This window comes from Lentibacter algarum, assembly GCF_040580765.1.
Taxonomy (GTDB): domain Bacteria; phylum Pseudomonadota; class Alphaproteobacteria; order Rhodobacterales; family Rhodobacteraceae; genus Lentibacter; species Lentibacter algarum.
The window spans coordinates 2,839,598-2,860,571 of record NZ_CP158687.1 but is presented as its reverse complement, the minus strand read 5'-3'; the positions used below and the strand labels follow the sequence as shown (position 1 = coordinate 2,860,571).

General features: G+C 58.3%; 22 protein-coding genes. 10 read left to right on the top strand and 12 right to left on the bottom strand.

Annotated features, from left to right (window positions below):
- The first annotated feature begins 7 nt into the window (after window positions 1-7).
- On the top strand, window positions 8-913 hold the full coding sequence (gene truB / locus DSM117340_RS14265; RefSeq protein ID WP_089893149.1) for a tRNA pseudouridine(55) synthase TruB: 906 nt from the start codon (window positions 8-10) through the stop codon (window positions 911-913).
- A 5-nt stretch (window positions 914-918) separates the two neighbouring features.
- Window positions 919-1,527 carry a hypothetical protein gene (locus tag DSM117340_RS14260; RefSeq protein WP_245724454.1) on the top strand — a complete coding sequence of 203 codons (609 nt, stop codon included), beginning with the start codon at window positions 919-921 and terminating at the stop codon, window positions 1,525-1,527.
- Here the strand turns inward: DSM117340_RS14260 and DSM117340_RS14255 are convergent.
- The 5 genes from DSM117340_RS14255 to DSM117340_RS14235 are packed head-to-tail and all read right to left on the bottom strand — an operon-like array spanning window position 1,524 to window position 4,870.
- Window positions 1,524-2,240, bottom strand: a complete 717-nt coding sequence (locus tag DSM117340_RS14255) for an LrgB family protein (protein ID WP_089893146.1) — start codon at window positions 2,238-2,240, stop codon at window positions 1,524-1,526. The genes DSM117340_RS14260 and DSM117340_RS14255 overlap by 4 nt on opposite strands.
- Window positions 2,233-2,580, bottom strand: a complete 348-nt coding sequence (locus DSM117340_RS14250; protein ID WP_354689736.1) for a CidA/LrgA family protein — start codon at window positions 2,578-2,580, stop codon at window positions 2,233-2,235. Before DSM117340_RS14250 ends, DSM117340_RS14255 begins: the two co-directional genes overlap by 8 nt.
- Window positions 2,581-2,637: 57 nt before the next feature.
- Window positions 2,638-3,462, bottom strand: coding sequence for a substrate-binding domain-containing protein (locus DSM117340_RS14245; RefSeq protein ID WP_354689735.1), 825 nt, complete (start codon window positions 3,460-3,462; stop codon window positions 2,638-2,640).
- Window positions 3,459-4,172 (bottom strand): ATP-binding cassette domain-containing protein, encoded by a 714-nt coding sequence (locus DSM117340_RS14240; protein ID WP_354689734.1) that lies wholly within the window; start codon window positions 4,170-4,172, stop codon window positions 3,459-3,461. Before DSM117340_RS14240 ends, DSM117340_RS14245 begins: the two co-directional genes overlap by 4 nt.
- A complete protein-coding gene (locus DSM117340_RS14235) occupies window positions 4,166-4,870 on the bottom strand; it encodes an ABC transporter permease (RefSeq protein ID WP_354689733.1) in 705 nt (234 codons plus the stop codon). The genes DSM117340_RS14240 and DSM117340_RS14235 overlap by 7 nt, the downstream gene beginning before the upstream one ends.
- 127 nt (window positions 4,871-4,997) lie before the next feature.
- Between DSM117340_RS14235 and DSM117340_RS14230 the strand changes: the two genes are divergently transcribed.
- From DSM117340_RS14230 to DSM117340_RS14220, 3 genes are read left to right on the top strand one after another with little or no spacing between them, the layout of a single operon-like run.
- Window positions 4,998-5,726: an allophanate hydrolase subunit 1 gene (locus DSM117340_RS14230; RefSeq protein ID WP_282058375.1), complete on the top strand. Its 729-nt coding sequence runs from the start codon at window positions 4,998-5,000 to the stop codon at window positions 5,724-5,726.
- Window positions 5,726-6,736 carry an urea amidolyase gene (locus tag DSM117340_RS14225; RefSeq protein ID WP_354689732.1) on the top strand — a complete coding sequence of 337 codons (1,011 nt, stop codon included), beginning with the start codon at window positions 5,726-5,728 and terminating at the stop codon, window positions 6,734-6,736. The genes DSM117340_RS14230 and DSM117340_RS14225 overlap by 1 nt, the downstream gene beginning before the upstream one ends.
- Window positions 6,737-6,739: 3 nt before the next feature.
- Complete coding sequence (locus DSM117340_RS14220) at window positions 6,740-7,498, top strand: 5-oxoprolinase subunit PxpA (protein WP_273486713.1); 759 nt, start codon at window positions 6,740-6,742, stop codon at window positions 7,496-7,498.
- Here DSM117340_RS14220 and dapA read toward each other — a convergent pair.
- Window positions 7,495-8,370, bottom strand: coding sequence for a 4-hydroxy-tetrahydrodipicolinate synthase (dapA, locus tag DSM117340_RS14215; protein WP_089893121.1), 876 nt, complete (start codon window positions 8,368-8,370; stop codon window positions 7,495-7,497). The genes DSM117340_RS14220 and dapA overlap by 4 nt on opposite strands.
- 106 nt (window positions 8,371-8,476) lie before the next feature.
- Here dapA and DSM117340_RS14210 point away from each other — a divergent pair, with 106 nt between their 5' ends.
- Window positions 8,477-10,438, top strand: coding sequence for a transglycosylase SLT domain-containing protein (locus DSM117340_RS14210; RefSeq protein ID WP_354689731.1), 1,962 nt, complete (start codon window positions 8,477-8,479; stop codon window positions 10,436-10,438).
- Here the strand turns inward: DSM117340_RS14210 and DSM117340_RS14205 are convergent.
- Both DSM117340_RS14205 and mnmD read right to left on the bottom strand, forming a co-directional pair.
- Entirely contained in the window at window positions 10,435-11,304 is an 870-nt protein-coding gene (locus DSM117340_RS14205; protein WP_089893118.1) for a DMT family transporter, read from the bottom strand. The genes DSM117340_RS14210 and DSM117340_RS14205 overlap by 4 nt on opposite strands.
- 1 nt (window position 11,305) lies before the next feature.
- Window positions 11,306-11,974, bottom strand: coding sequence for a tRNA (5-methylaminomethyl-2-thiouridine)(34)-methyltransferase MnmD (gene mnmD, locus DSM117340_RS14200; RefSeq protein ID WP_273496775.1), 669 nt, complete (start codon window positions 11,972-11,974; stop codon window positions 11,306-11,308).
- A 61-nt stretch (window positions 11,975-12,035) separates the two neighbouring features.
- Between mnmD and DSM117340_RS14195 the strand changes: the two genes are divergently transcribed.
- On the top strand, window positions 12,036-13,070 hold the full coding sequence (locus tag DSM117340_RS14195; protein ID WP_354689730.1) for an FAD-binding oxidoreductase: 1,035 nt from the start codon (window positions 12,036-12,038) through the stop codon (window positions 13,068-13,070).
- A gap of 90 nt (window positions 13,071-13,160) precedes the next feature.
- On the opposite strand, the gene DSM117340_RS14190 is transcribed toward DSM117340_RS14195, so the two are convergent.
- Window positions 13,161-13,946, bottom strand: coding sequence for a MaoC family dehydratase N-terminal domain-containing protein (locus tag DSM117340_RS14190; RefSeq protein WP_354689729.1), 786 nt, complete (start codon window positions 13,944-13,946; stop codon window positions 13,161-13,163).
- Between the two features lie 55 nt (window positions 13,947-14,001).
- On the opposite strand from DSM117340_RS14190, the gene DSM117340_RS14185 reads away from it, so the two are divergent.
- Window positions 14,002-14,400, top strand: a complete 399-nt coding sequence (locus DSM117340_RS14185; protein ID WP_354689728.1) for a VOC family protein — start codon at window positions 14,002-14,004, stop codon at window positions 14,398-14,400.
- 113 nt (window positions 14,401-14,513) lie between these two features.
- The gene (locus DSM117340_RS14180) at window positions 14,514-15,842 is read left to right on the top strand and encodes a UDP-glucose/GDP-mannose dehydrogenase family protein (protein ID WP_354689727.1); all 1,329 of its coding nucleotides are present in this window, start codon (window positions 14,514-14,516) and stop codon (window positions 15,840-15,842) included.
- A gap of 15 nt (window positions 15,843-15,857) precedes the next feature.
- Here DSM117340_RS14180 and DSM117340_RS14175 read toward each other — a convergent pair whose 3' ends face one another.
- From DSM117340_RS14175 to DSM117340_RS14165, 3 genes are all read right to left on the bottom strand, one after another.
- Window positions 15,858-16,637: a carnitinyl-CoA dehydratase gene (locus DSM117340_RS14175; protein ID WP_354689726.1), complete on the bottom strand. Its 780-nt coding sequence runs from the start codon at window positions 16,635-16,637 to the stop codon at window positions 15,858-15,860.
- Entirely contained in the window at window positions 16,634-18,658 is a 2,025-nt protein-coding gene (locus DSM117340_RS14170; RefSeq protein ID WP_354689725.1) for an acetate--CoA ligase family protein, read from the bottom strand. Before DSM117340_RS14170 ends, DSM117340_RS14175 begins: the two co-directional genes overlap by 4 nt.
- A gap of 94 nt (window positions 18,659-18,752) precedes the next feature.
- On the bottom strand, window positions 18,753-19,916 hold the full coding sequence (locus DSM117340_RS14165; RefSeq protein ID WP_089893100.1) for an acyl-CoA dehydrogenase family protein: 1,164 nt from the start codon (window positions 19,914-19,916) through the stop codon (window positions 18,753-18,755).
- Window positions 19,917-19,990: 74 nt separating this feature from the next.
- On the opposite strand from DSM117340_RS14165, the gene DSM117340_RS14160 reads away from it, so the two are divergent.
- Window positions 19,991-20,929 carry a helix-turn-helix domain-containing protein gene (locus DSM117340_RS14160; RefSeq protein WP_089893097.1) on the top strand — a complete coding sequence of 313 codons (939 nt, stop codon included), beginning with the start codon at window positions 19,991-19,993 and terminating at the stop codon, window positions 20,927-20,929.
- Window positions 20,930-20,974: the final 45 nt, after the last annotated feature.

The window sequence follows — 20,974 nt, the reverse complement described above, 5'->3', positions numbered from 1 at the left end:
AAGACGCATGGGACGCAAACGCAAAGGGCGCGATATTTCGGGCTGGCTCGTGGTGGATAAACCTGCGGGGCCGACATCAACCGCTGTGGTGAACAAGGTGCGCTGGGCGCTTGGTGCTGCCAAGGCGGGCCATGCTGGCACGCTTGACCCCGAGGCGACAGGCGTTTTGGCCGTGGCGCTGGGGGAGGCGACGAAGACGGTTCCTTTCATCACCGATGCGCTGAAGGCCTATGTGTTTGATGTGAAGCTTGGCGAAGCGACCAATACCGACGACGCTGAAGGCGAAGTGATTGCCACCTCGGAGGCGCGGCCAACAGACGAAGAGATCAAGGAAGCGCTGCTGAAATTTGTCGGCGATATCGAACAGGTTCCGCCGAAGTTTTCCGCCGTTAAGGTCGACGGGCAGCGCGCTTATAAGCTTTCTCGTGCGGGCGAGGATGTGACTCTTGAAGCACGGCCTTTGTATGTGGATGAGCTGACCATGGTGGAGCGTACGGACGCTGACCATGTGCGGCTGGAAATGGTCTGTGGCAAAGGCGGCTATGTGCGCTCTATCGCGCGGGATCTGGGCGAAGCGCTCGGCTGTAAGGGGCATGTTCTGCGCCTGCGTAGGGTCTGGTCTGGACCGTTTGAAGCGGAAAAAGGCCTGAGCTATGAGCAGATTGAAGAAATGGCGAAGACGCCAGAACTTGAGAGCTATATCCAGCCGCTTGAGATGGGACTTGAGGACTTGCCCGAAGTAAAAGCCACCGCAGAAGGCGCGGCCAAGCTGCGCAACGGCAACCCTGGAATGGTTTTTGCCAGTGATGCGGAATACGGAGACGAATGCTGGGCGAGCCTTGACGGCAGGGCTGTGGCCGTGGGCATATATAAAGCGGGTGAATTGCACCCGAGCCGTGTGTTTAACCAGTGAGGGCTATGATGCCGAATGTCGTGAAATCAAAACTGTTCTGGGGCTTTGTTGCTGTGCTTCTGGCGATGGCTATTGGCTTCTGGTTTGCGCAGATGCGGGGCTATGATGCGCATGCGGCGATGCACGCGAAAATGCACGGCACAGATGGCGCACACGGGATGCACGCCGAGCACGACATGACCAATATGCCCGGCCTGAAGGGGCGCGATGCGACGGCAGAGGAAAGCGAAGAGCTTGCCGTCATGTTCCGCCGTTTTCAGGAGATCACACGCACTGTTGAAAACCTGCCCAATGGCATCCGCACCGTGACTTTTGCGGAAGATGAAGAGCTCATGGGTATTGTCACCAGCCACGTGATAGGGATGATTGACCGTGTCGATATGGGGCGCGACCCTGAGGTGATTATTCAGTCACCTACACTTGATATTTTGTTTGAGCGACGTGCGAGCATTGTGACCGAGATGGACGTGACTGAGGACGGGATTATTGTGATCCAGACCTCGGATGACCCCGAAGTTGTTGCCGCGCTTCACACCCATGCGGCCGAAGTGAGCGCGATGGTCGAACGCGGTATGGAGGCTGTCCACGAGATGATGGCCGCGCGGGAGCGCTAGAAGAACAGGCCCCATAGCAGCGGCAGCAAGAGCGCTGTTGCCATTGCATTGAGACCCATGGCGAGGCCAGAAAACGCGCCGGCTGTTTCGTTGACTTGAAGCGCGCGGGCTGTGCCTATGCCATGGCTGGCTGTGCCGATGGCGAGGCCACGGGCGCGCCAGTCTTTGACGCCGATCAGATTGAGCAGCAGCGGGCCGAACATGGCGCCGAAAATTCCCGAGACGATGACAAGGACGGCCGTGAGCGAGGGCAATCCACCCAGCTCTCCGGCGATGCCCATCGCGACGGGGGCTGTGACTGATTTGGGCGCGATCGTGGCCATGAGCGCTTCGGAGCTGCCTGCGAACCAGAGCGTTGCCACAGCCGTTATGATAGCAGCAAGCGAGCCTGTGAGCATGCTGGCGCCGATGGCGAGCCACGATGCGCGCACATGATGCCACTGGCGGTACAGCGGGATCGCGAGGGCAACTGTGGCGGGGCCAAGAAGGAAATGCACGAACTGGGCGCCCTCAAAATATGTGAAGTAATCTGTTCCCGTGAGCGCGAGTAAAGCCACAACAAGGGCGACCGCGCCAAGCACTGGATTGAGCAGCGGATTGCGCCCGCCTTTTTCAAACACAAAGCTCGCAATTTGAAATGCGGCAAGGGTGAGCGTGAGATGAAAGAGCGGGGAGGCGGAGAGATAGACCCATGTTTCGGCAAGATTATTCATTGGGGGCCCCTTTGCTTAGGACACGCATCATCAGAGCCGTCACGATAATGGCAGCGGAGGTGCTTATGGCGACGGCGAGAGAGAGCGGGACGAGCGCTTCGGACAAAAGCGTGACATGCATGATCACGCCCGTGCCCGCGGGCACAAACAGAAGCGACATATTGCGCAGAAGGCCGTCAGCTGTTGCGCCGAGGGCGTCGGGTACATGGCCGCGAATGAGCAGAAAAGCGAAGAGGAACGCCATGCCAAGCACAGGGCCAGGCACAGGCAAACCAAGTGCGCCGACAATGACCTCGCCGAGAAGCTGACAAGACAGAATGAGAGTGAGATAACCGACCATATGCGCCTCCGGAACAGGGCCTCACTTTAGGCGAGGCTCTGTAGGAGTGCAAAGCGCTTATTCGGCGACTTTGAGCATCCGATCTGCGTTGAACGTGAAGAGGGTTTCGCCATTGATTGTGTAGCTGTTGATCAAATCTGCTGCGCGGGCGCTTGTCAGCCAGGTTTCAAGCTTCATCGCTGCTTCGGTGTTTGCGTGGGGATGCATATCGGGGCTCACAGGAAGAAAGGCATATTGGTTGAACAACACGGGATCGCCCGAAAAGAGCAGTGTTAGAGACTGTTTATTGCCGAAGTTGAGCCAGCTTGCACGGTCTGTCAGGGCATAGGCGTTGAGGCCTGCAGCTGTGTTGAGGGTCGCGCCCATACCTGCGCCAGCTTCATTATACCAGCTTGGGCTGCGCAGCGCTTCGTCGATGCCTGCAGTTGTCCAGAGGGCAATCTCCATCTTATGTGTACCGCTGTCGTCGCCGCGTGAGGCGAAAGGGGCTTGGCCCTCGGCGATGGCCACCAGGGCATCTTTGGCTGTCTTGGTTGTTGCGATTTTGGCGGGGTCATCAGAGGGGCCGACAAGGACGAAATCGTTATACATGATCTCGCGGCGGTGCGTGCCGTAGCCGCCTTCAAGGAACTTCTCTTCGGCTTTGCGCGAATGCACAAGGATCGCATCGACATCACCTGCTTCACCGAGGCGGATCGCCTGCCCTGTGCCAACAACGATGAGCTGGACTTCAAGGCCGAGGTCCTTCTGGATCTCTGGGAGGAGGACATCAGAGAGGCCCGAATTGTGAAACGAGGTCGTTACCGCCATTTTGAGTGTGTCGGCGGCGAGGGCGCCTGCCGATGCAAACAGCGCAGCGGCGGTAAAGAGGGAACGGATCATATAACTAGGTCTCCTTTGAGGAAGGCTTGTGCCTCTGAGGTTTGAGGGCTGCTAAAAAAACTGTCGGCGCTGGCGGCTTCTGTGACTTTGCCTTTGTTGAGAAACAGCACATCTGTGGCAAGGCGGCGGGCTTGGCCGAGATCATGCGTTGCCATGAGGATGCGTGTGCCGGTCTCGCGGGCTTTGAGAATAAGCCCTTCGATATCACGCGTGGAGGCGCCATCAAGGTTGGCGCAGGGCTCGTCGAGAAAGAGCAGCTGTGGCGCGCGGATCAGGGCGCGGGCAAGGGCGAGTTTCTGGCGCTCGCCTCCCGAAAGCTGGCTGGCGCGTTGGTGCTCGTGGCCAGCAAGACCGATGATTTTAAGCCAAGTTAGACCCTGTTTTTGAGCTTCGGCGCGCTTCGTTCCGTGGGCAGTGAGCGGATATGTCAGATTGCCGAGCACTGTACGGCGCAGCATCACGGGCGTCTGAAAGACAAAGGCTTGCTGTGCATAAGTCTCGGCACGTGGTGCAGCAAAGCGGACACGGCCCTCGGATGGTTTTTCCAGCCCGTGAAGCAAGCGTAGAAGTGTGCTCTTGCCCGCGCCGTTGGGGCCAAGGACAATGGTGAGGCCCGCCTCGCCAAGCTCAAGATCGACGGGGCCAAGAAGGCATGTGCCGTTCTTCTTGACGGAGGCGCTTTGGACAAAAAGGGGCAGGATATTTACCATCTGTCGCGTACCTCTGTGCCAGAGAGCATGTGCAGCGCGAGATTGACTGCGACGGCGACTCCTATAAGGACAAAGCCGAGGCCTATGGCGAGCGCAAAATCACCCTTGGAGGTTTCGAGCGCGATGGCTGTTGTCATGACGCGGGTGACATGGTCGATATTACCGCCGACGATCATGATCGCTCCGACTTCACCAATACCGCGGCCAAAGCCAGCGAGCGCGGCCGTGAGAAGCGCGCGGCGGCTATCCCAGAGGAGTGTTTTGATGCGCTGCGGTCGGGTTGTATTGAGGGAAATCAACAGGTCATGATACTCGGCCCAGAGATCGCGGATGGACTGATGCGCGATGCTGGCGATGAGCGGCGTGAGGATGACGACCTGCGCGATGATCATGGCCCAAGGTGTAAAGAGCAGCCCCATGACGCCAAAGGGGCCAGAGCGCGACAGCAATAGATAGACCACAAGGCCGACGACGACAGGCGGCAAGCCCATGAGCGCGTTGAGCAGGGCTATGACAAGGCGGCGAAAGCGGTAACGCGAGACAGCGAGCCACGCGCCCAGCGGCAGGCCAACAAGTGCTGCAAGCGCCACAGCCGAGCATGTGACAAGCAACGAGCGCGCCGCGATCTCGTAAAGATCGGCGTCAAATGTGGCGATCAGCCAGAAGGCGGCTGTGATGCCTTGCCAGATTTCGGCCATGGGCGCTCCTTTTCATCTGCATAGTGGGGCCAGTTGATGAAAGCCATGGGCCGGATTGCGGATAAGCGCTTTTCAATTGCGACATCATGCGTGAGATTGGGGTCTTAAAGTTTCGTAAAGGAAAACCATGGCTGAGCTGCCGCATATCGCGCCGATCGGGACCGAGGGCTATCTTGTGCGCTTTGCCGACCGTCTTGATGACGCGGCGAATCGGGCGCTTGTCGGCTTTGCGGCGGCGCTTGAGGCGGAGGATGTCGCGGGGATTGTTGAGATTTCGACGGCGCTGGCGTCTGTTTTTGTGCGCTTTGATGTGACACGGATCGCGCGTGCGGATCTTGTGCTGCGCTTGCAAGCGTTGCTCGACAGTCGCGACTGGCTGACTGCAGCGAGCGCGGCGCCACCGAGGCTCTGGCGTGTGCCGACGCTTTATGGCGGGGCGGCGGGGCCGCAGCTGGGCGAAGTGGCCAAGCTTGTCGGTGTCACTGAAGAGGCTGCTGTGCGCGAACTGAGTGCTGCGCGTGTTCGGGTGCTGGCGATCGGGTTTGCACCTGGGCAGCCTTATCTTGGGATGTTGCCTGAACGCTGGGATGTGCCGCGTCAGACCGCGCTGAGCCCCCGTGTGCCGCAGGGCGCGCTTGTGCTGGCTGTGAGGCAGTTCAACCTTTTTGCCAATGAGACGCCGACAGGCTGGCGCCATATTGCGACCACGCATCTGAAGCTGTTTCAACCTGATGCGCCGCAGCCCTTTGTGCTGAGGCCAGGGGATGAGCTGCTCTTTCCGGCTGTTTCTGAGCATGATTGGGCCATGTTAGAGACTGATCCTATGGGTGGCGCGCAGCTTGAGGAGGCGACGTGATGCCTGAGCTGACGCTGCATCAGATTGGTCCGAACGCGAGCCTGCAAGACCTTGGGCGCGAAGGCTATCTGCGCTTTGGGCTGTCGCGCGGTGGAGCGATGGACCGTAGTGCGCTGCTTGAAGCGGCGGCGCTGCTGGGGCAGGGGCTTGATATCTGCGCTGTTGAGCTGCCGAGTGCGCCTGTGAGGCTGAGTGTGAGTGCGCCGCAGCGTGTTGCGCTGACGGGTGCGCCGATGCTGGCGGAAGTGGATGGCCGTGCGCTTCAGTGGGGTGCGAGCCATAGTCTTGAGGCTGGCGAGATACTAAGCATGCGCCCCACGGGGCGGGGACTTTACGGATATATTGCATTTGGCGGAGAAATAGAGACTGATTTTGCGCTAGGTCGTCGTTCGACGCACTTTACAGGCGGGCTTGGGCAAGCGCTTGTCTCGGGCACTGTCCTGCCGCTGGGTGCAGACGCTAAGGCGGGTGCGCCGCCGCGCCGCTTAAAGCCAGATGCGCGGTTTGATGGCGGGCGGCTGCGCTTTGTGACGGGGCCGCAGACAGGGCTTTATAGCGAAGAGATGTTGGCCGCTTTCGAGGCGACGCGCTTTAGAAAAAGTGGACATGCGAACAGACAGGCGGCCAAGCTTGAGCATGACGGCGTGCCTTTTTCGGCTGAGGGGCAGCTTGGGATTGTTTCTGAAGTGATTGTTTTGGGCGATATCCAGATGACGGGGCAAGGCGAACCTTTTGTGCTTTTGGCCGAGCATCAGACCATGGGGGGCTATCCGCGGATTGGCGCTGTGATCCCGCAGGATATTGCCCGAATTGCGCAGGCGAATGCGGGGGCCGAACTTTGGTTTGAGCGGATCTCGCTTGAAGAGGCTGATGGGCTTTATCTCACAGAAAAAGAGCTTTTGCGCAGGATTAGAGACGCATCTGAGCCACTCGTGCGCGACCCTTATGATATGAACGACCTGCTGGGCTATCAGCTGATCAGCGGGATGATTACAGGACAGGAGGACTAGGACATGGTCATGAAAGTGGATCTCAATTCAGATATGGGAGAGGGGTTTGGCCCTTGGCGCATGGGCGATGATGCGGCGCTTCTTGATGTCATCACTTCGGCCAATATCGCCTGTGGCTTTCATGCGGGGGATCCTGATGTGATGGCGGAGACGATGCGGCTTGCTGCCAAGAACGGTGTGGGCATTGGCGCACATCCAGGGTTTGCGGACCTGAAAGGCTTTGGGCGCAGGCGGCTCAATATAGGCGCCGATGAGCTTGGCAATATGATCGCGTATCAACTGGGCGCAGCTGAGGGAGTGGCCAAGAGCGTGGGCGCGAAAATCCGCCATTTCAAGCTGCATGGTGCGTTGGCAAACATGTGTGCGGAAGACGCGACACTGGCAAAAACATGTTATAGCGCGGCGCTCCGAGTGAACCCTGAAATTATTCTGATGGTTTTGGCAGAGACCGCGCAGCAGGCTGTTGTGCAGGAGCTTGGCGCAAACTGGGCGGGCGAGATTTTTGCCGACCGCGCCTATGAGGACGATGCAACGCTTGTTGACCGCTCAAAGGCTGGTGCTGTCTTGCATGACGCGGATATGGCGGCTGAGCGGATTCTCAACATGCTGCGCGAAGATGCGATTATTGCGGAGAGTGGTAAGCGTATTCCAGCGAAGATCGATACAATCTGCTTGCATGGCGATACGCCCGAGGCTGTCGAGATGGCCCGCGCGCTCAGAACCAAGCTGAGCGCGGCGGGTGTCACTCTGACCCAGTTTTAGTTTAGCAGGCCTGCGTGACGCAGGGCGTCATCTAGCAATGCTTCCGTGGCGGAACTGATCGATGTGAGCGGGAGGCGCACTTCCGCATTGCAAAGACCAAGACGGGACATTGCGTATTTTGCCCCTGCTACACCTGGCTCTTTAAAGATTGCGATATGCAGTGGCATGAGCTTGTCGAGCAACGTGAGCGCTGTGTCATAGTCGCCTGCAAGGGTAGCGTTTTGGAAGTCTGCACAGAGCTTTGGTGCGACATTGGCCGTGACCGAGATGCAGCCGACACCGCCGTGGGCGTTAAAGCCAAGCGCGGTGGCGTCTTCGCCTGAGAGCTGGATGAAGTCTGGACCGCAAGTGATGCGCTGTTGTGGTACGCGGCTCAGATCGCCTGTGGCGTCTTTGACACCAACAATGCGCGGGAGTTTTGCCAGCTCACCCATCGTCTCGGGTGACATATCAACAACCGAACGACCCGGGATATTGTAAACAATGATAGGAAGATCGCAGCAGTCGTGCACGGCGCGGAAATGCGCGATGAGGCCCGACTGTGTGGGCTTGTTGTAGTAAGGTGTGACAACGAGGATGCCGTTTGCGCCCGCTTTTTCGGCGGCTTGGGCAAGGCGGATCGATTCAAGTGTGTTGTTTGAGCCAGCACCTGCGATCACAGGGACGCGGCCAGCTGCGGCCTCAACCACGATTTGTACAACTTTGTCATGTTCGGCATGTGTGAGCGTCGGGCTTTCGCCTGTTGTACCCACGGGGACGAGGCCATGCGAGCCTTCTCCGATGTGCCATTCGACCAATTGTTTGAGTGTATCAACATCCAGTGCGCCGTTTTTGAACGGCGTGACCAGTGCAGGCATAGATCCCTTGAACATGATACGCTCCTTTTCGCTTCTTATGCAGTGCGCCGCCTTTCGTGATTGGAGGGGCGCTTGTTTGCAGGGTATGGTGGGCCTGTTCTATCCTGTTTCATAAGGAAAAATGCAAGAGATGTTTCGCTATATCGCCCTATTTGTGGGGCTTGCCCTACTGCCGTCTGCAAGCTTGGCGGACAAGCTTGCTGCACCGCGGCCTTTGAGTGCTGCGTTTCATGCGGCGGCGCGTGGCGACTGGGCGATGGCCGATCTTCTGGCCTCAAAGGCGGCTCCTGAAGCGCAAGTTTTGATGCAATGGGTCAAGTTGCGCGCAGGCAAAGGCAGCGCCGAAGAGGCGCTGGGCTTTGTGCGCGACTACCCGCATTGGCCTGGTCTTGCGCGGCTGGCACAGATGAGCGAAGCGGCTGTTTCTGAAGCTGGTGGTGCTGAGCGCATCGCATTTTTTCGTGCGTTTCCACCTCAAAGCAATCGTGGGGTTCTGAGTTATGTTGGAGCGCTGATGGCTGCGGGTGAGCGTGGCGAAGCGGAGGCAACTCTTGTGATGGCATGGCGCAGCTATGACATGGACGGTGCTTTGCAGGCCGAGTATTTGAAGAATTATGCCGATTTGCTGGCCCCGCATCATGAGGCGCGGCTCGATATGGCGCTTTGGCGCGGGCTGTCTGACGATGTCAGCCGCATGCTGCCCTTGGTGAGTGCCGAACAGCGCGCTTTGGCTGAGGCGCGGCAAGGGCTGCGCGCTGGTGCATCTGATCCTGCGGCTTTGATTGAGGCTGTGCCTGCGGCGCTGCTCGGGCATCCGGGGCTTGGGTATGAAGAATTTCTCTGGACCTATCATCGCGGGACAAAAGACGAAGCTGTGGCCAAGATGATCGCCAGTAGCGCGGCTGAAAATCTTGGCGAGCCGTTGCGCTGGTCAGGCTGGCGGCGCAGCCTTGTGCGCCAGCTGATGCGCGAAGGCGATGCGCAGGTGGCCTATCAGCTTGCTGTAAACCACGGGCTGCACGACGGCAGCGCCTATGCGGATCTTGAGTGGCTTGCGGGCTATATTGCGCTGCGAAAACTGGGGAATGCCGCGCAGGCTCTTGTTCATTTTGAGCGGATGAAAGAAACGGTTGAGTCGCCTATATCTCTTGGGCGCGCGGGCTTCTGGAAAGGTGAGGCCTTGCAACAGATGGGCCGGACCGATGAGGCCCTCATAGCCTATCGGGCGGGGGCCGAACATCAGACCAGCTTCTACGGGCTTTTGGCGGCAGAACGGGCCAAAACTGGCTCTGATATTGCCCTAAAGGGAGCCGAGTATTTCCCCGCATGGCAAGACGCTGAGTTCTATAAGAGTGATCTGGCGCGGATTGTGGAACTGGCAATCAAGAATGATATGTTGAGTCTGGCGGAGCAATTTATCCTTGCGATGGCGGCGGAAGCGGACCGCAGCACACTTGGCCAATTGGGCAACTTTGTAACGGATCTTGGGGCGCCGCATCTTGCGGTGATGCTGGGCAAGGACGCCGCGGGGCGAGGGGTTGTTTTGCCTGCGCACTATTATGCGCTGCACCCGATGACGGAAATGCGCTTGCCTGTCCCGATGGAAATGGCGCTGGCGATTGCGCGGCGCGAAAGCGAGTTTGACCCTTCTGTTGCCAGTGGAGTTGGCGCGCTCGGGCTTATGCAAGTGATGCCTGCGACGGCCAAGGAAGTGGCTGAAGGGCTGGGCATCGACTACGCGCGCGACAGTGTTTTGAACGACTGGACCTACAACGCCACGCTCGGCGCGGCCTACCTTGCGACCCTTTCTGAGCGTTATGACGGGAACGTTGTGATGATGTCTGCGGCTTATAATGCGGGGCCATCACGGCCTGACCGCTGGATGAGCGAGCAGGGAGACCCACGCAAGGGCGAGATGGATGTGATAGATTGGATCGAGGCGATCCCCTTCAATGAGACGCGCAATTACGTGATGCGCGTGGCCGAGAGCCTGCCAGTTTATCGCGCGCGGCTCGGCAAGGCGGCGCATCCTGTGCCGTTTACAGAAGAGCTTATCGGCACAACATTGCGTGTAAGTAATTAGGCCGCTTGGCGTGCGCGCCAGAGCGTGAAGAGGCCTGCGCAGACGACGACTGCCGCGCCGATGGCGACATTGAGCTCGATGCTTTCACCGAAGACCAAAACGCCGATGAAGCTCACGAAGACAAGCTGAAGATAAGCGAAAGGCTGAACGGCGCTGGCCTCGGCGGCCTCATATGTTTTGATCAAGAGCCAGTGGCCGAGTGCGCCTGTGATACAGAGTGTGCCCATCCATATCCAATCTGATGAGATCATCGGCTCCCAATAGCTTGCGCCAATCACTGTCATCATCACGGAGCCAGAAACACCCGTCCAGAAGAAGGATGTCGCGGCTGTGTCTTTACGCGAGGCGAAGCGCGTGAGCAGCCCATAGAGCGCAAAGAGCAGTGCTGCGGCGAGCGGGACGATGGCGGCGGGTGAGAAAACGCCAAACCCTGGCTTCAGAATGATCAAGACACCGACAAAGCCGATAAAAATCGCTGTCCAGCGCCGCCAGCCGACGACCTCGCCGAGAATTGGCCCAGAGAGCGCGGCGACAAGGAGGGGATAGCTTGTGAAAACGGCGTGCGATTCGATAAGCCCAAGGAGCGTGAAGGCATAGATCATCACGCAGATCTCTGTTGCGAGGATAAGGCCTCGTAAAATCTGCAAGAGGGGCTGTTCTGTGCGCGCGGCGGCGCGGATGCCGCCTGCCTTGCGATAGGCGATGGCTGTGACGAAGGCCGCGAAGAACCAATAGCGCACCATCACAACCATGAGCACGTTGTATTCGCTGGCGAGGTGCCGCGAGATGCCGTCTTGTACCGCAAAGACGAAGGTCGTTGCGATCATTAGGAGGACGCCGAGGCGGGTGTTGTTGCTGTCGGCCATTTTAAAGCATCCTTGCTGTGGTCATGTGGCGTTTGCGGCCGAAGCCCGTGCGGCGGGTGACATCAAAGCCCGCCTCCGCGAGGGCGCGGCGTACAAACCCTGCTGCGGTATAAGTCGCGGCGGTGCCTTGAGGCGCAGTCTGTGCTGCGATCTGCGCCATCAGGGCGGGCTCCCAAAGCTCTGGATTTTTGGCGGGTGAAAATCCGTCAAGAAACCATGCATCAGCTTTCTGGGCTATATTAGAGACTGTTTTACGAGCGTCACCGAGAACAAGGGTGAAGACCAGATCATCCGTTTGAAACGCAGTTTCGCCGGCGGTCCAGTGTGGTGCAAGCTCAGCACTGAGTGCTGCGAGCGCGGGAAAAGCGGCTTGGGCGGCAAGCATATCTTTGGGCGCCATGGGGAAGGCTTCAAAACTAGTGAAATGAAGTTTTCCGCTTTGATTGCTCTCGCGCCAAAGCGCAAGGGCGGCGAGCAGATTGAGCCCTGTGCCAAAGCCGAGCTCGGCTATGTGAAAGCCATCACGGAAGCGCGCAGGGAGATCATTCCCGTCCAGAAAGACGTAGGCCGTCTCCTCCAGCCCGTTTTCAAGGCTGAAATAGGGGTCATCAAAGCGCTGGGACACGGGCACTTGGCCTTCGCGCCACGTAAGCTCGGCTGGCTGGTTCATCTGGGGCTAATCCGATAGAGACGTAATTGAAGGACCATGCAACCGCTGTGAGGGAATGGCAATGGCAGACGTAACAGTGCGCGGCGCGGGAATATTTGGCCTGTCGGTGGCATGGGCTTGTTTGGAAAAGGGCGCGCGTGTGCGCGTGATTGACCCCAACGGTGTTGGCGGCGGGGCGAGTGGGGGTATTGTGGGAGCCCTTGCGCCTCATGTGCCCGAGAATTGGAACGAGAAGAAGGAGTTCCAGTTTCAAAGTCTGATCGCAGCAGAAGCCTTTTGGGAAAATGTGGGTAATTGGGCCAAGTTAGAGACTAGTTATGCACGCACAGGCAGGGTTCAGCCCTTGGCCGACGAGCGCGCTGTGGCGCTTGCGCGAGCACGGGCCATAAGCGCAAAAGAACTGTGGCGCGGTCAGGCAGAATGGCAGGTCGTAGGCCGTGAAGCGCTCAGTGGTCCTTTGCCGGAGAGCGAAACGGGGCTTTATGTCTTTGATACGCTAACGGCGCGGATGTTTCCGCGGCAGGCTTGCAAAGCGCTTGCGGCAGCGATTGTGGCGCGGGGCGGCGAGGTTCTACGCGAGGGCGACGACCAAGGCGCTGTTGTCTGGGCGAGCGGCGTGCATGATCTTGACCGGCTCTCGGCGCATTTTGACAAAGATGTTGGAAATGCTGTGAAGGGCCAAGGGGCTTTGCTGAGGTTTGATATGCGTGACGGGCCGCAGATCTTTGCGAATACGGTTCATATGGTGCCGCATTGGAACGGGACTGTTGCCATTGGCTCGACAAGTGAGCGGGTTTTTGAGCATGCGAGCGACACCGATGCGCAGCTTGATTTGGTTTTGGAAAAGGCTTGTGCCGCTCTGCCAGTCTTGCGTGAGGCCGAAGTGTTAGAACGCTGGGCAGGCCTGAGGCCGCGCGCCAAGAGCCGTGCGCCTATGCTGGGGCGACATCCGCTCTTTGAGGGGGCGTATATTGCGAATGGCGGGTTTAAGATCGGGTTTGGTATGGGGGTTGAAGTCGGGCGGGTGTTGGCCTCACTGATTCTGGAAGAAATAGACACTATTCCAGCAGAGTTTACACCGGAAGCCTCACTTTAGTCTCTTCGAATTGGCTGCGCCAATCCGACCCGCTGAGGGGCTTTGCCCCCCAGCGCGCGCCCCCCAATAATATTTTAGAAAGAGGAAGGCTTAGACCTCAGCTTCGGCTGTCATGATTTGTCTGCCATCTGCAGCACGGACCCAGAGGATGTTGTCTTTCAGGCAGAGAGTGGCTGTTTCGGTATGCATCAGTGGAGAGCTCGCGCGGAAAGAGAAGGCTTTGAGCGGGCCAAGGTGCTGCGTGGCCATGAGCATAAGACGTTGAGCGAGCAGTGGCCCGTGCACAACGAGACCTGTGTAGTGCTCGACCTCGCGGGCATATGTTTCGTCGTAGTGAATGCGATGACCATTGAATGTGAGCGCGGAGTAACGAAACAGTAGCGTCGTGTTAAAGCAGTGCGATTCAAGGTGGGTTTCGTCTTTGGCTGCTTGGGGTACGATGGGCTTGGGCGCATCATGCGATGGGTCTTCACGGTAGACGAGATCTTGATACTCGGTGAGCTTGAGCGCCCCGTCTTGCAGGATATCATGGCGTAGGGTGACAAAGGCGAGCGGTCCTGTGCGGCCTTGCTTTTGCTTGGCGGTATCCAGTGTTGTTTGTTTTTCCGCACTTTGCCCTGCGATGAGTGGTTCATGAAAGGCAAGGCGGCCACCAGCCCACATGCGGCGGGGTAAGCCAAAATCAGGGATGAGCGCGCTGCCCTTGGCGGGGTGACCATCGCGGCCCAAGGCTTCGGGCGGCTCGGCCTGCCAGAAATAGAGCTGGTGGAAGAAAGGTGGGAGAGGGTCACCCGTTTGAAAGCGTGTGGACAGGCCCAAGCTGGCGCAGCATGCGTTTGCGCGGGCAGGATCGAGGATATCTGTTCTGTGTTCCATTAAGCTGACCTATAGTGTTTAGGGGCAAACTAGCTTGCTTGGGGGGAATGACAAGATGAGCGTGAAAATTGCGGCGCTTGATCACTTGGTTCTGACAGTGACGGATTTGGCGCGCAGCGCGGCTTTCTATGAGGCGGCGCTTGGGATGCGACACGAGACATTTACAGGCACTGACGGCACGAAGCGGCACGCGCTTTTGTTTGGCAGGCAGAAGATCAACCTACACCAGGCTGGAGCAGAATTTGCCCCATATGCGCGGCGACCCACGGTGGGAAGTGCGGATCTTTGTTTTCTGCTTGAGGGTGGAATGAGCCTGACAGTTGCTGCGCTTGAGGCGCTCGGTGTCAGCATTGTGGATGGGCCAATCCGGCGTACGGGCGCACGGGGGCCGATCAATTCGATCTACATTAGGGATCCAGACGGTAATTTAATTGAGCTTTCCGAACCGCTTTAGGGGATCGTTACTTTTTTGTGCCAAGCTGAATTGAGGTTTTCAGGCTGCGTTGACAGGCACTTTGGGCACTGCGACAAGGTTTTAAAAAGTTTGTACGAGTAAAGGGCAGTTTTATGAAGATCGCGATGATTGGCACGGGATACGTGGGTCTTGTTTCGGGGGTGTGCTTCTCCGATTTTGGGCATGACGTTGTTTGTGTCGATATGGACCCTGCCAAGATTGAGATGCTCAAACGGGGCGAAGTGCCTATCTTTGAGCCTGGTCTCGATAAGTTGATGGCGAAGAATGTAGCTGCTGGGCGGCTGACATTCACCACCGATCTTGAAGAAGCCGTGCAGGGGGTAGAAGCGGTGTTTATCGCTGTGGGTACGCCGACGCGGCGGGGCGATGGCCATGCCGACCTGACCTATGTGATGGCTGCGGCTGAACAGGTTGCTCGGGCCCTCACGGGCTATGCTGTAATTGTGACGAAGTCGACGGTGCCAGTGGGCACAAACCGGCAAGTGAAACAGGCTGTGCGCAAGGCCAACCCTGCGCTTGACTTTGATGTGGCGTCAAACCCCGAATTCCTGCGCGAGGGTGCGGCAATTGATGACTTTATGAAGCCTGACCGTGTGGTTTTGGGCGTGCAGTCGGACCGTGCCGACGAGATCATGCGCGAGGTGTACCGGCCACTGTTCTTGCGTGACTTTCCGATCGTGACGACCGATCTTGAGAGCGCTGAAATGATTAAATACGCAGCCAACGCGTTTTTGGCGACAAAGATCACTTTTATCAACGAGATTGCCGCGCTTTGTGAGCTGACGGGAGCGGACGTGAAACAGGTGAGTAAAGGGATTGGGCTCGACGGGCGGATCGGCAATAAGTTTTTACATGCGGGTCCCGGTTATGGTGGCTCGTGCTTTCCTAAAGATACGAAGGCGCTTGCGAGGATTGGGCAGGAGCACGGCCTGCCAATGCAGATCACCGAGACGGTCATCAAGGTCAATGAAGAGATCAAGGACCGCATGATTCAGAAGCTGCTCGATCTTGTGGAAGGGAGCTTCAACGGCAAGATCGTTGTGGTGCTTGGCGTGACTTTTAAGCCAAACACCGATGATATGCGCGCGAGTCCCGCGCTTAAGATTGTACCAGCGATGATCGGTGGCGGAGCCAAAGTGCGTGTCGTTGACCCGCAGGGGAGGCATGAGGGTGAGTCCCAGCTCCCTGGCGTGCAATGGGCAGAAGACGCATATAAGGCAGCGCAGAACGCTGACCTGATGGTAATTTTGACGCAGTGGAACGAGTTCCGCGCGCTTGATCTGAAGAGGATTGCCAAGAAAATGAATACACCCAAGCTGGCTGATTTACATAATATTTATTCAGAGCGTGACGCCAAGAAAGCGGGCTTTGAAGCTTATGTTTCTGTTGGGCGACGCGACTACTTTCGCACGGAAGACTAGCCTCGTTGCGGGTGTTTATCGCCCCTTCCAGACAGGGTCTCTCTTTTCGGCAAAAGCGCGGGCGCCTTCTAGTCCGTCTTCGGAGCCGTAAAGAATGTCTACGCTAGAGAGCTGTCGCTGGGTGATCCGGTTCATCGCATCCTGAAACTTGCTGTCTTCGGCGTCGCGTACGATTTCTTTGATTGCGGCATAGACAAGGGGTGGGCCAGACGCGAGCAGGCGGGCCATTTCCCAGGCCTGATCCATGAGCGCAGAGGCGTGGTGGATATGGTTCACGATGCCCCAGCCTTTTGCTTCGTCGGCGTCAAACCAACGGCCGGTAAGCAAAAGTTCCATCGCAATATGATAGGGGATGCGTTTGGGCAGTTTAACGCTCGCCGCATCGGCCACCGTGCCTGAGCGAATTTCGGGCAGCGCAAAGGTGGCATGGTCGGCTGCTAGGATGATATCGGCAGAGAGCGCCCACTCAAGCCCGCCCCCACAGCAGATACCGTTGACCGCAGCGATGACTGGTTTGTTGAGGTCGCGCAGCTCTTGCAGCCCGCCAAAGCCGCCCACGCCATAGTCACCATCAACAGCGTCACCGTCGGCTGCGCCTTTCAGGTCCCAACCCGGACAAAAGAACTTTTCGCCAGCACCTGTGATAATGCAGACGCGCAGATCGGGGTCATCGCGGAAGGCGGCAAAGGTCTCGCCCATGATGCGTGAGGTGGCAAGATCGATTGCATTGGCCTTGGGTCGGTCAAGTGTGACTTCGAGGATGCCACCGTCGCGGCGTGTCTTTATGGGGCTCATGGTCTGGCCTTTCTTATGAGGGCATCTACAGCAACGGCGCGGGTTGGCGTGCAGAGGAGCGGGTTGATTTCAACTTCGCCAATATGCGGCGCATGTGCAATGACATAGTCTTGAACGCTCAGGATCGTCTCAACGATCGCGTCAATATTGGCGGCAGGTTTGCCGCGGTAGCCTGTGAGCAAAGGCGCACATTTGAGCTTTGTTAGAGCCTGTTTTATGTCGTGGTCCGTTACAGGCAGGAGCATGGAAACAGTATCTTGTAGAAGCTCTGTCAGGACACCCCCCGCGCCTAGCGTAAGTAAGAGGCCATGGGCCTCGTCGCGTGTCACGCCGACAAGTAGCTCGGCCACAGCGCCTGTCGCCATCTCTTCTACAAGCCAGCTCACCCCGCCCATTGCTTCAGCGGCAGTCTGTACCTCTTCCGCACACATCAGACCAAGGGCGACACCCCCTGCATCAGACTTATGCGCCATCCCTTCAGCCTTGAGCGTGAGAGGGAAGCGCAGTTTGGCGAGCTGAGCGCCAAGGCCTTCAAGCGAGGTCAATCGCAAGGATGCAGGAACAGGCACGCCCACGTTTGAAAGCTCAGTCTTTGAGGCGTGTTCACTTAGCGTTTCTGCGAGGCCAAGCGCGCCGCCCGGGAGTGGCGGCTGCGGGGTCACGGCAGCGGGAAGCGCAGCAGCTTCAACGGCGGTGATCGCTTCGGTAAGTCCCATGAAGGGCACGACGCCTGCCGCCATAAATCGCGCTGCCACATCAAGGGGCAGGAGTTCTGGCAATGTCGCGACGACCCCGTAGGGCCGCCCTGTTTGCTGCGCCGCACCGAGGATCGCATCTGTTGCACAGGCCCAGTCTGTCGCATCGGTGTGTGGGTAGTCGACAATGGCGAGCGTTATCCCCGTGTCGGGGCCTGCGAGGGCGGCGAAGGTCTCTGTCATGCGCGCGGTGTCGCGCCATATATAGGTATGGTAGTCGAGCGGATTGGCGAGTGCCACTTTGGGGCCAAGGGCTTCGAAAAGCGCTTTGCGCTGTGGCTCGGAAAGCGGCGGAAAGCTCAACGCGCGGCCGTGGGCCGTATCTGCGGCAAGACTGGCCTCCCCGCCCGAGCATGAGACAGTCGCAAGGCTCGCCCGGTCAAGTCGCCCAATCGTATGGAGGAGTTTGAGTGTTTCCAGAAAGCTGGGGATGTCAGGGACGCGCGGGATGCCAAGGCGGGCCAGCAGAGCATTGGCGCCTGCATGGCTGCCCGCAAGTGAAGCGGTATGTGAGACTGTCGCCGCCTGAGCGTGCTCCGATTTACCAACCTTCAGCGCAAGGAGTGGAATGCCCTTGCCCTCAGCCTTGAGCGCCAGCGCGTGCCATTCTGCGGTGTCGCCAAAGCCTTCTATGTGAAGGCCAATCGCGGTGACGCGAGGGTCATCGAGCAGTGCCATGGCAATCTCTGCCTGCGATGTTTGCGCCATGTTTCCGCAGGCCACGACATAAGAAATGGGCAAGGCGCGCTTCTGCATGGTGAGGTTGATGGCGATGTTGGAACTTTGTGCAAGGAGCGCTACGCCGCGCTCGACTCGGCCGCATCCATGCTGGTCTGGCCAAATCGCGGCCCCTTCAAGTGCGTTGATGAAGCCATAGCAGTTTGGCCCGAGGATGGGCATGTCGCCCGCGGCCTCCACAAGTTCGGCTTGCAAATCAGCCCCGTCAGAAAGCTCTGCGCCGGCCTCGGAAAACCCGCTGGCAAAACAAACCGCTCCACCCGCCTTGAGTGCACGAAGCTCGCGCACGACATCAATCGTTGCCTTGCGATTGACGCCAATGAAGGCTGCATCAATCGGTCCGCTCCACTCGGTCAAAGAGCGTACAGCTTGCCGGCCCGCAATCATTTTGCCCTCCGGATGGACGGGGAAAATCTCTCCGTCATAACCGATCATCTCGGCGGCTTTAATGATAGAAGCGCACCAGGCTCCGCCGCCTATCACGGCGATGGCTCTCGGGTTCAGAAGCCTTAGTAAATCACGGCGCATCGTCTTCCTCTTTCCAAAAATATCTTGGGGAGAGCGCGAGAGGGGCTAGCCCCACTCGCACCACCGCGATTTGGCGAAGCCAAACCGCAAACCCTCAGCCGCCCAAGGGCCGCAAAAGGTCGCGGCTGATGATGTGGCGCTGGATTTCAGAGGTCCCCTCCCAGATCCGCTCAACCCGTGCGTCGCGCCAAATGCGCTCCAGTGGCAGTTCGTCCATCAGCCCCATGCCACCGTGAATCTGGATCGCTTCATCGGCGACCATTGCGAGCACTTCGGTTGCTTTGAGCTTGGCCATCGACATGTCGGCTTCGGTCACTGAGCCTTGATCAAACTTCCAGCCAGCCTCCCAAGTGAGCAAGTTGGCCGCTTTGATTTCGAGCGCCATATCGGCGAGCTTGAAGGACACGCCTTGAAACTTTGAAATTTGTTGTCCGAATTGTTTGCGCTCGGCTGAATATTGAAGCGCATGCTCAAACGCGCGTTCAGCGCGGCCCAATGACGTTGCGGCGACTTGTAGACGCGTTGCGCCGAGCCAGTCGTTGGCCACTTGGAACCCTTTGTGTACCTCTCCCAGAACGGCGGAGCGTGGAAGGCGGCAGTTGTCAAACTCGAGCACTGCGTTGGTATAGCCACGGTGCGAAACGTTTCGGTAGCCCTCGCGCACGGTGAAGCCAGGTGTGCCTTTGTCGACAAAAAATGCGGTGATCAGCTTCTTCTTGCCACGGGGCGTTTCTTCTTCGCCTGTCGCCATGAAGACGATTGCGAAATCGGCAATGTCGGCGTGGGAGATAAAGTGCTTTGTCCCGTTCAAGACAAAGTCGTCGCCATCTTCTTTGGCTGTCGCCGTCATGCCGCGCAAATCGGACCCAGCACCTGGTTCTGTCATGGCGAGGCAGTCCCATTTCTCACCTTTGATACAGGGGTAGAGATATTTTTCGCGCTGCTCGTCCGAACCTGCGAGCAGAATGTTTGAGGGCCGCGCAACGCAGGTCCAGTGGAGCGCATAGTTGGCGCGCCCGAGCTCTTTTTCATACATCAGCCATGAGAGCGTATCGAGGCCTGCGCCGCCGACCTCTTCGGGCATATTGGCAGCGTAGAGCCCTGCAGCCATGGCTTTGGGCTGGATTTCCTTGATCAGCTCCATCGGCAGATGCCCCGTGCGCTCGACCAGTGCTTCATGCGGATATAGCTCTTTTTCGACAAAGGCGCGGGTGGTGTCGATGATCATTTGTTGTTCTTCGGTCGGGGCGAAGTGCATGGGGCTGTCCTTTTGCTGGTTGATCAGAGCTTAGGGCGCTTGCATGGTGATGTCGTGCAGATTTAGAAGTATTCATGCAGATTTGGAAGAATCACACCGCTGCAGTGCAGCAGATTGACGTGCTCTTGTTTGATGCGTTTTCAGGGCTTTGCCTTGCGAACACGATTGAGCCGATGCGCGCTGCCAATACGCTGGCGGGGCGGGCATTGTATAGCTGGCGCTTGCTGACAGTGGATGGCGAGCCTGCAACCTCCTCAAGCGGGATGTCTGTTGCTGCGCATGGTGCGCTGAGCGGGCAGAGCGGGGATATGCTGATTGCTATGCCGAGCTATGAGTTCGCGCGTCACGCGAATGAGACCACGCGTCGTGCCTTGCGGGCCGCAGCGGGGCGCTACGCAGTCTTGGCGGGGTTTGACACAGGCAGCTGGCTTTTGGCCGATGCGGGGCTTCTCGACAGGCGGCGTGCAACCATTCACTGGGAGGAGTTGGAGCGTTTTGGCGAAGCCTTTCCAGATGTGCAAACCGAACGGGTGAGATTTGTTGAGGATCAGGACCGTGTCACGTGTTCGGGGGCGCAGGCCGCGTTTGACGTTATGAGCCACCGTATTGGCGCACGGCATGGGCAGGCGCTCAGACTGGAGCTGGCGACATTGTTCATGAGTCCTGATGAAGGAACGCCACAAGACGTGCCTGTGGCGCGGGGGAGAAGCGTGTCACGGGCGATCAGGCTCATGCAGGAACATGTTGAGCAGCCCTTGCCGATGGGCGAGATCGCGCGGCAGATCGGACGCAGTCAGAAAGACCTTGAGGCGCGGATGAAACGTGAGTTGGGCGCGGTGCCGCGCGCTGTCTATCGTCGCATAAGGCTTTTGGTTGCGCGGAAGCTCTTGAAGGAGAGCGACTTGCCGATGGCCGAAGTGGCTTTGCGTGCGGGCTATCAAGACGCAAGCGCGATGGCCCGGGCGTATAAGGCAGAGTTTGGATTGAGGCCGAGCGATGAGCGTGTGGGGTAGGGAGTTCGGACGCTTTGCGTCCGACCCGCTGGAGGCTTTGCCCGC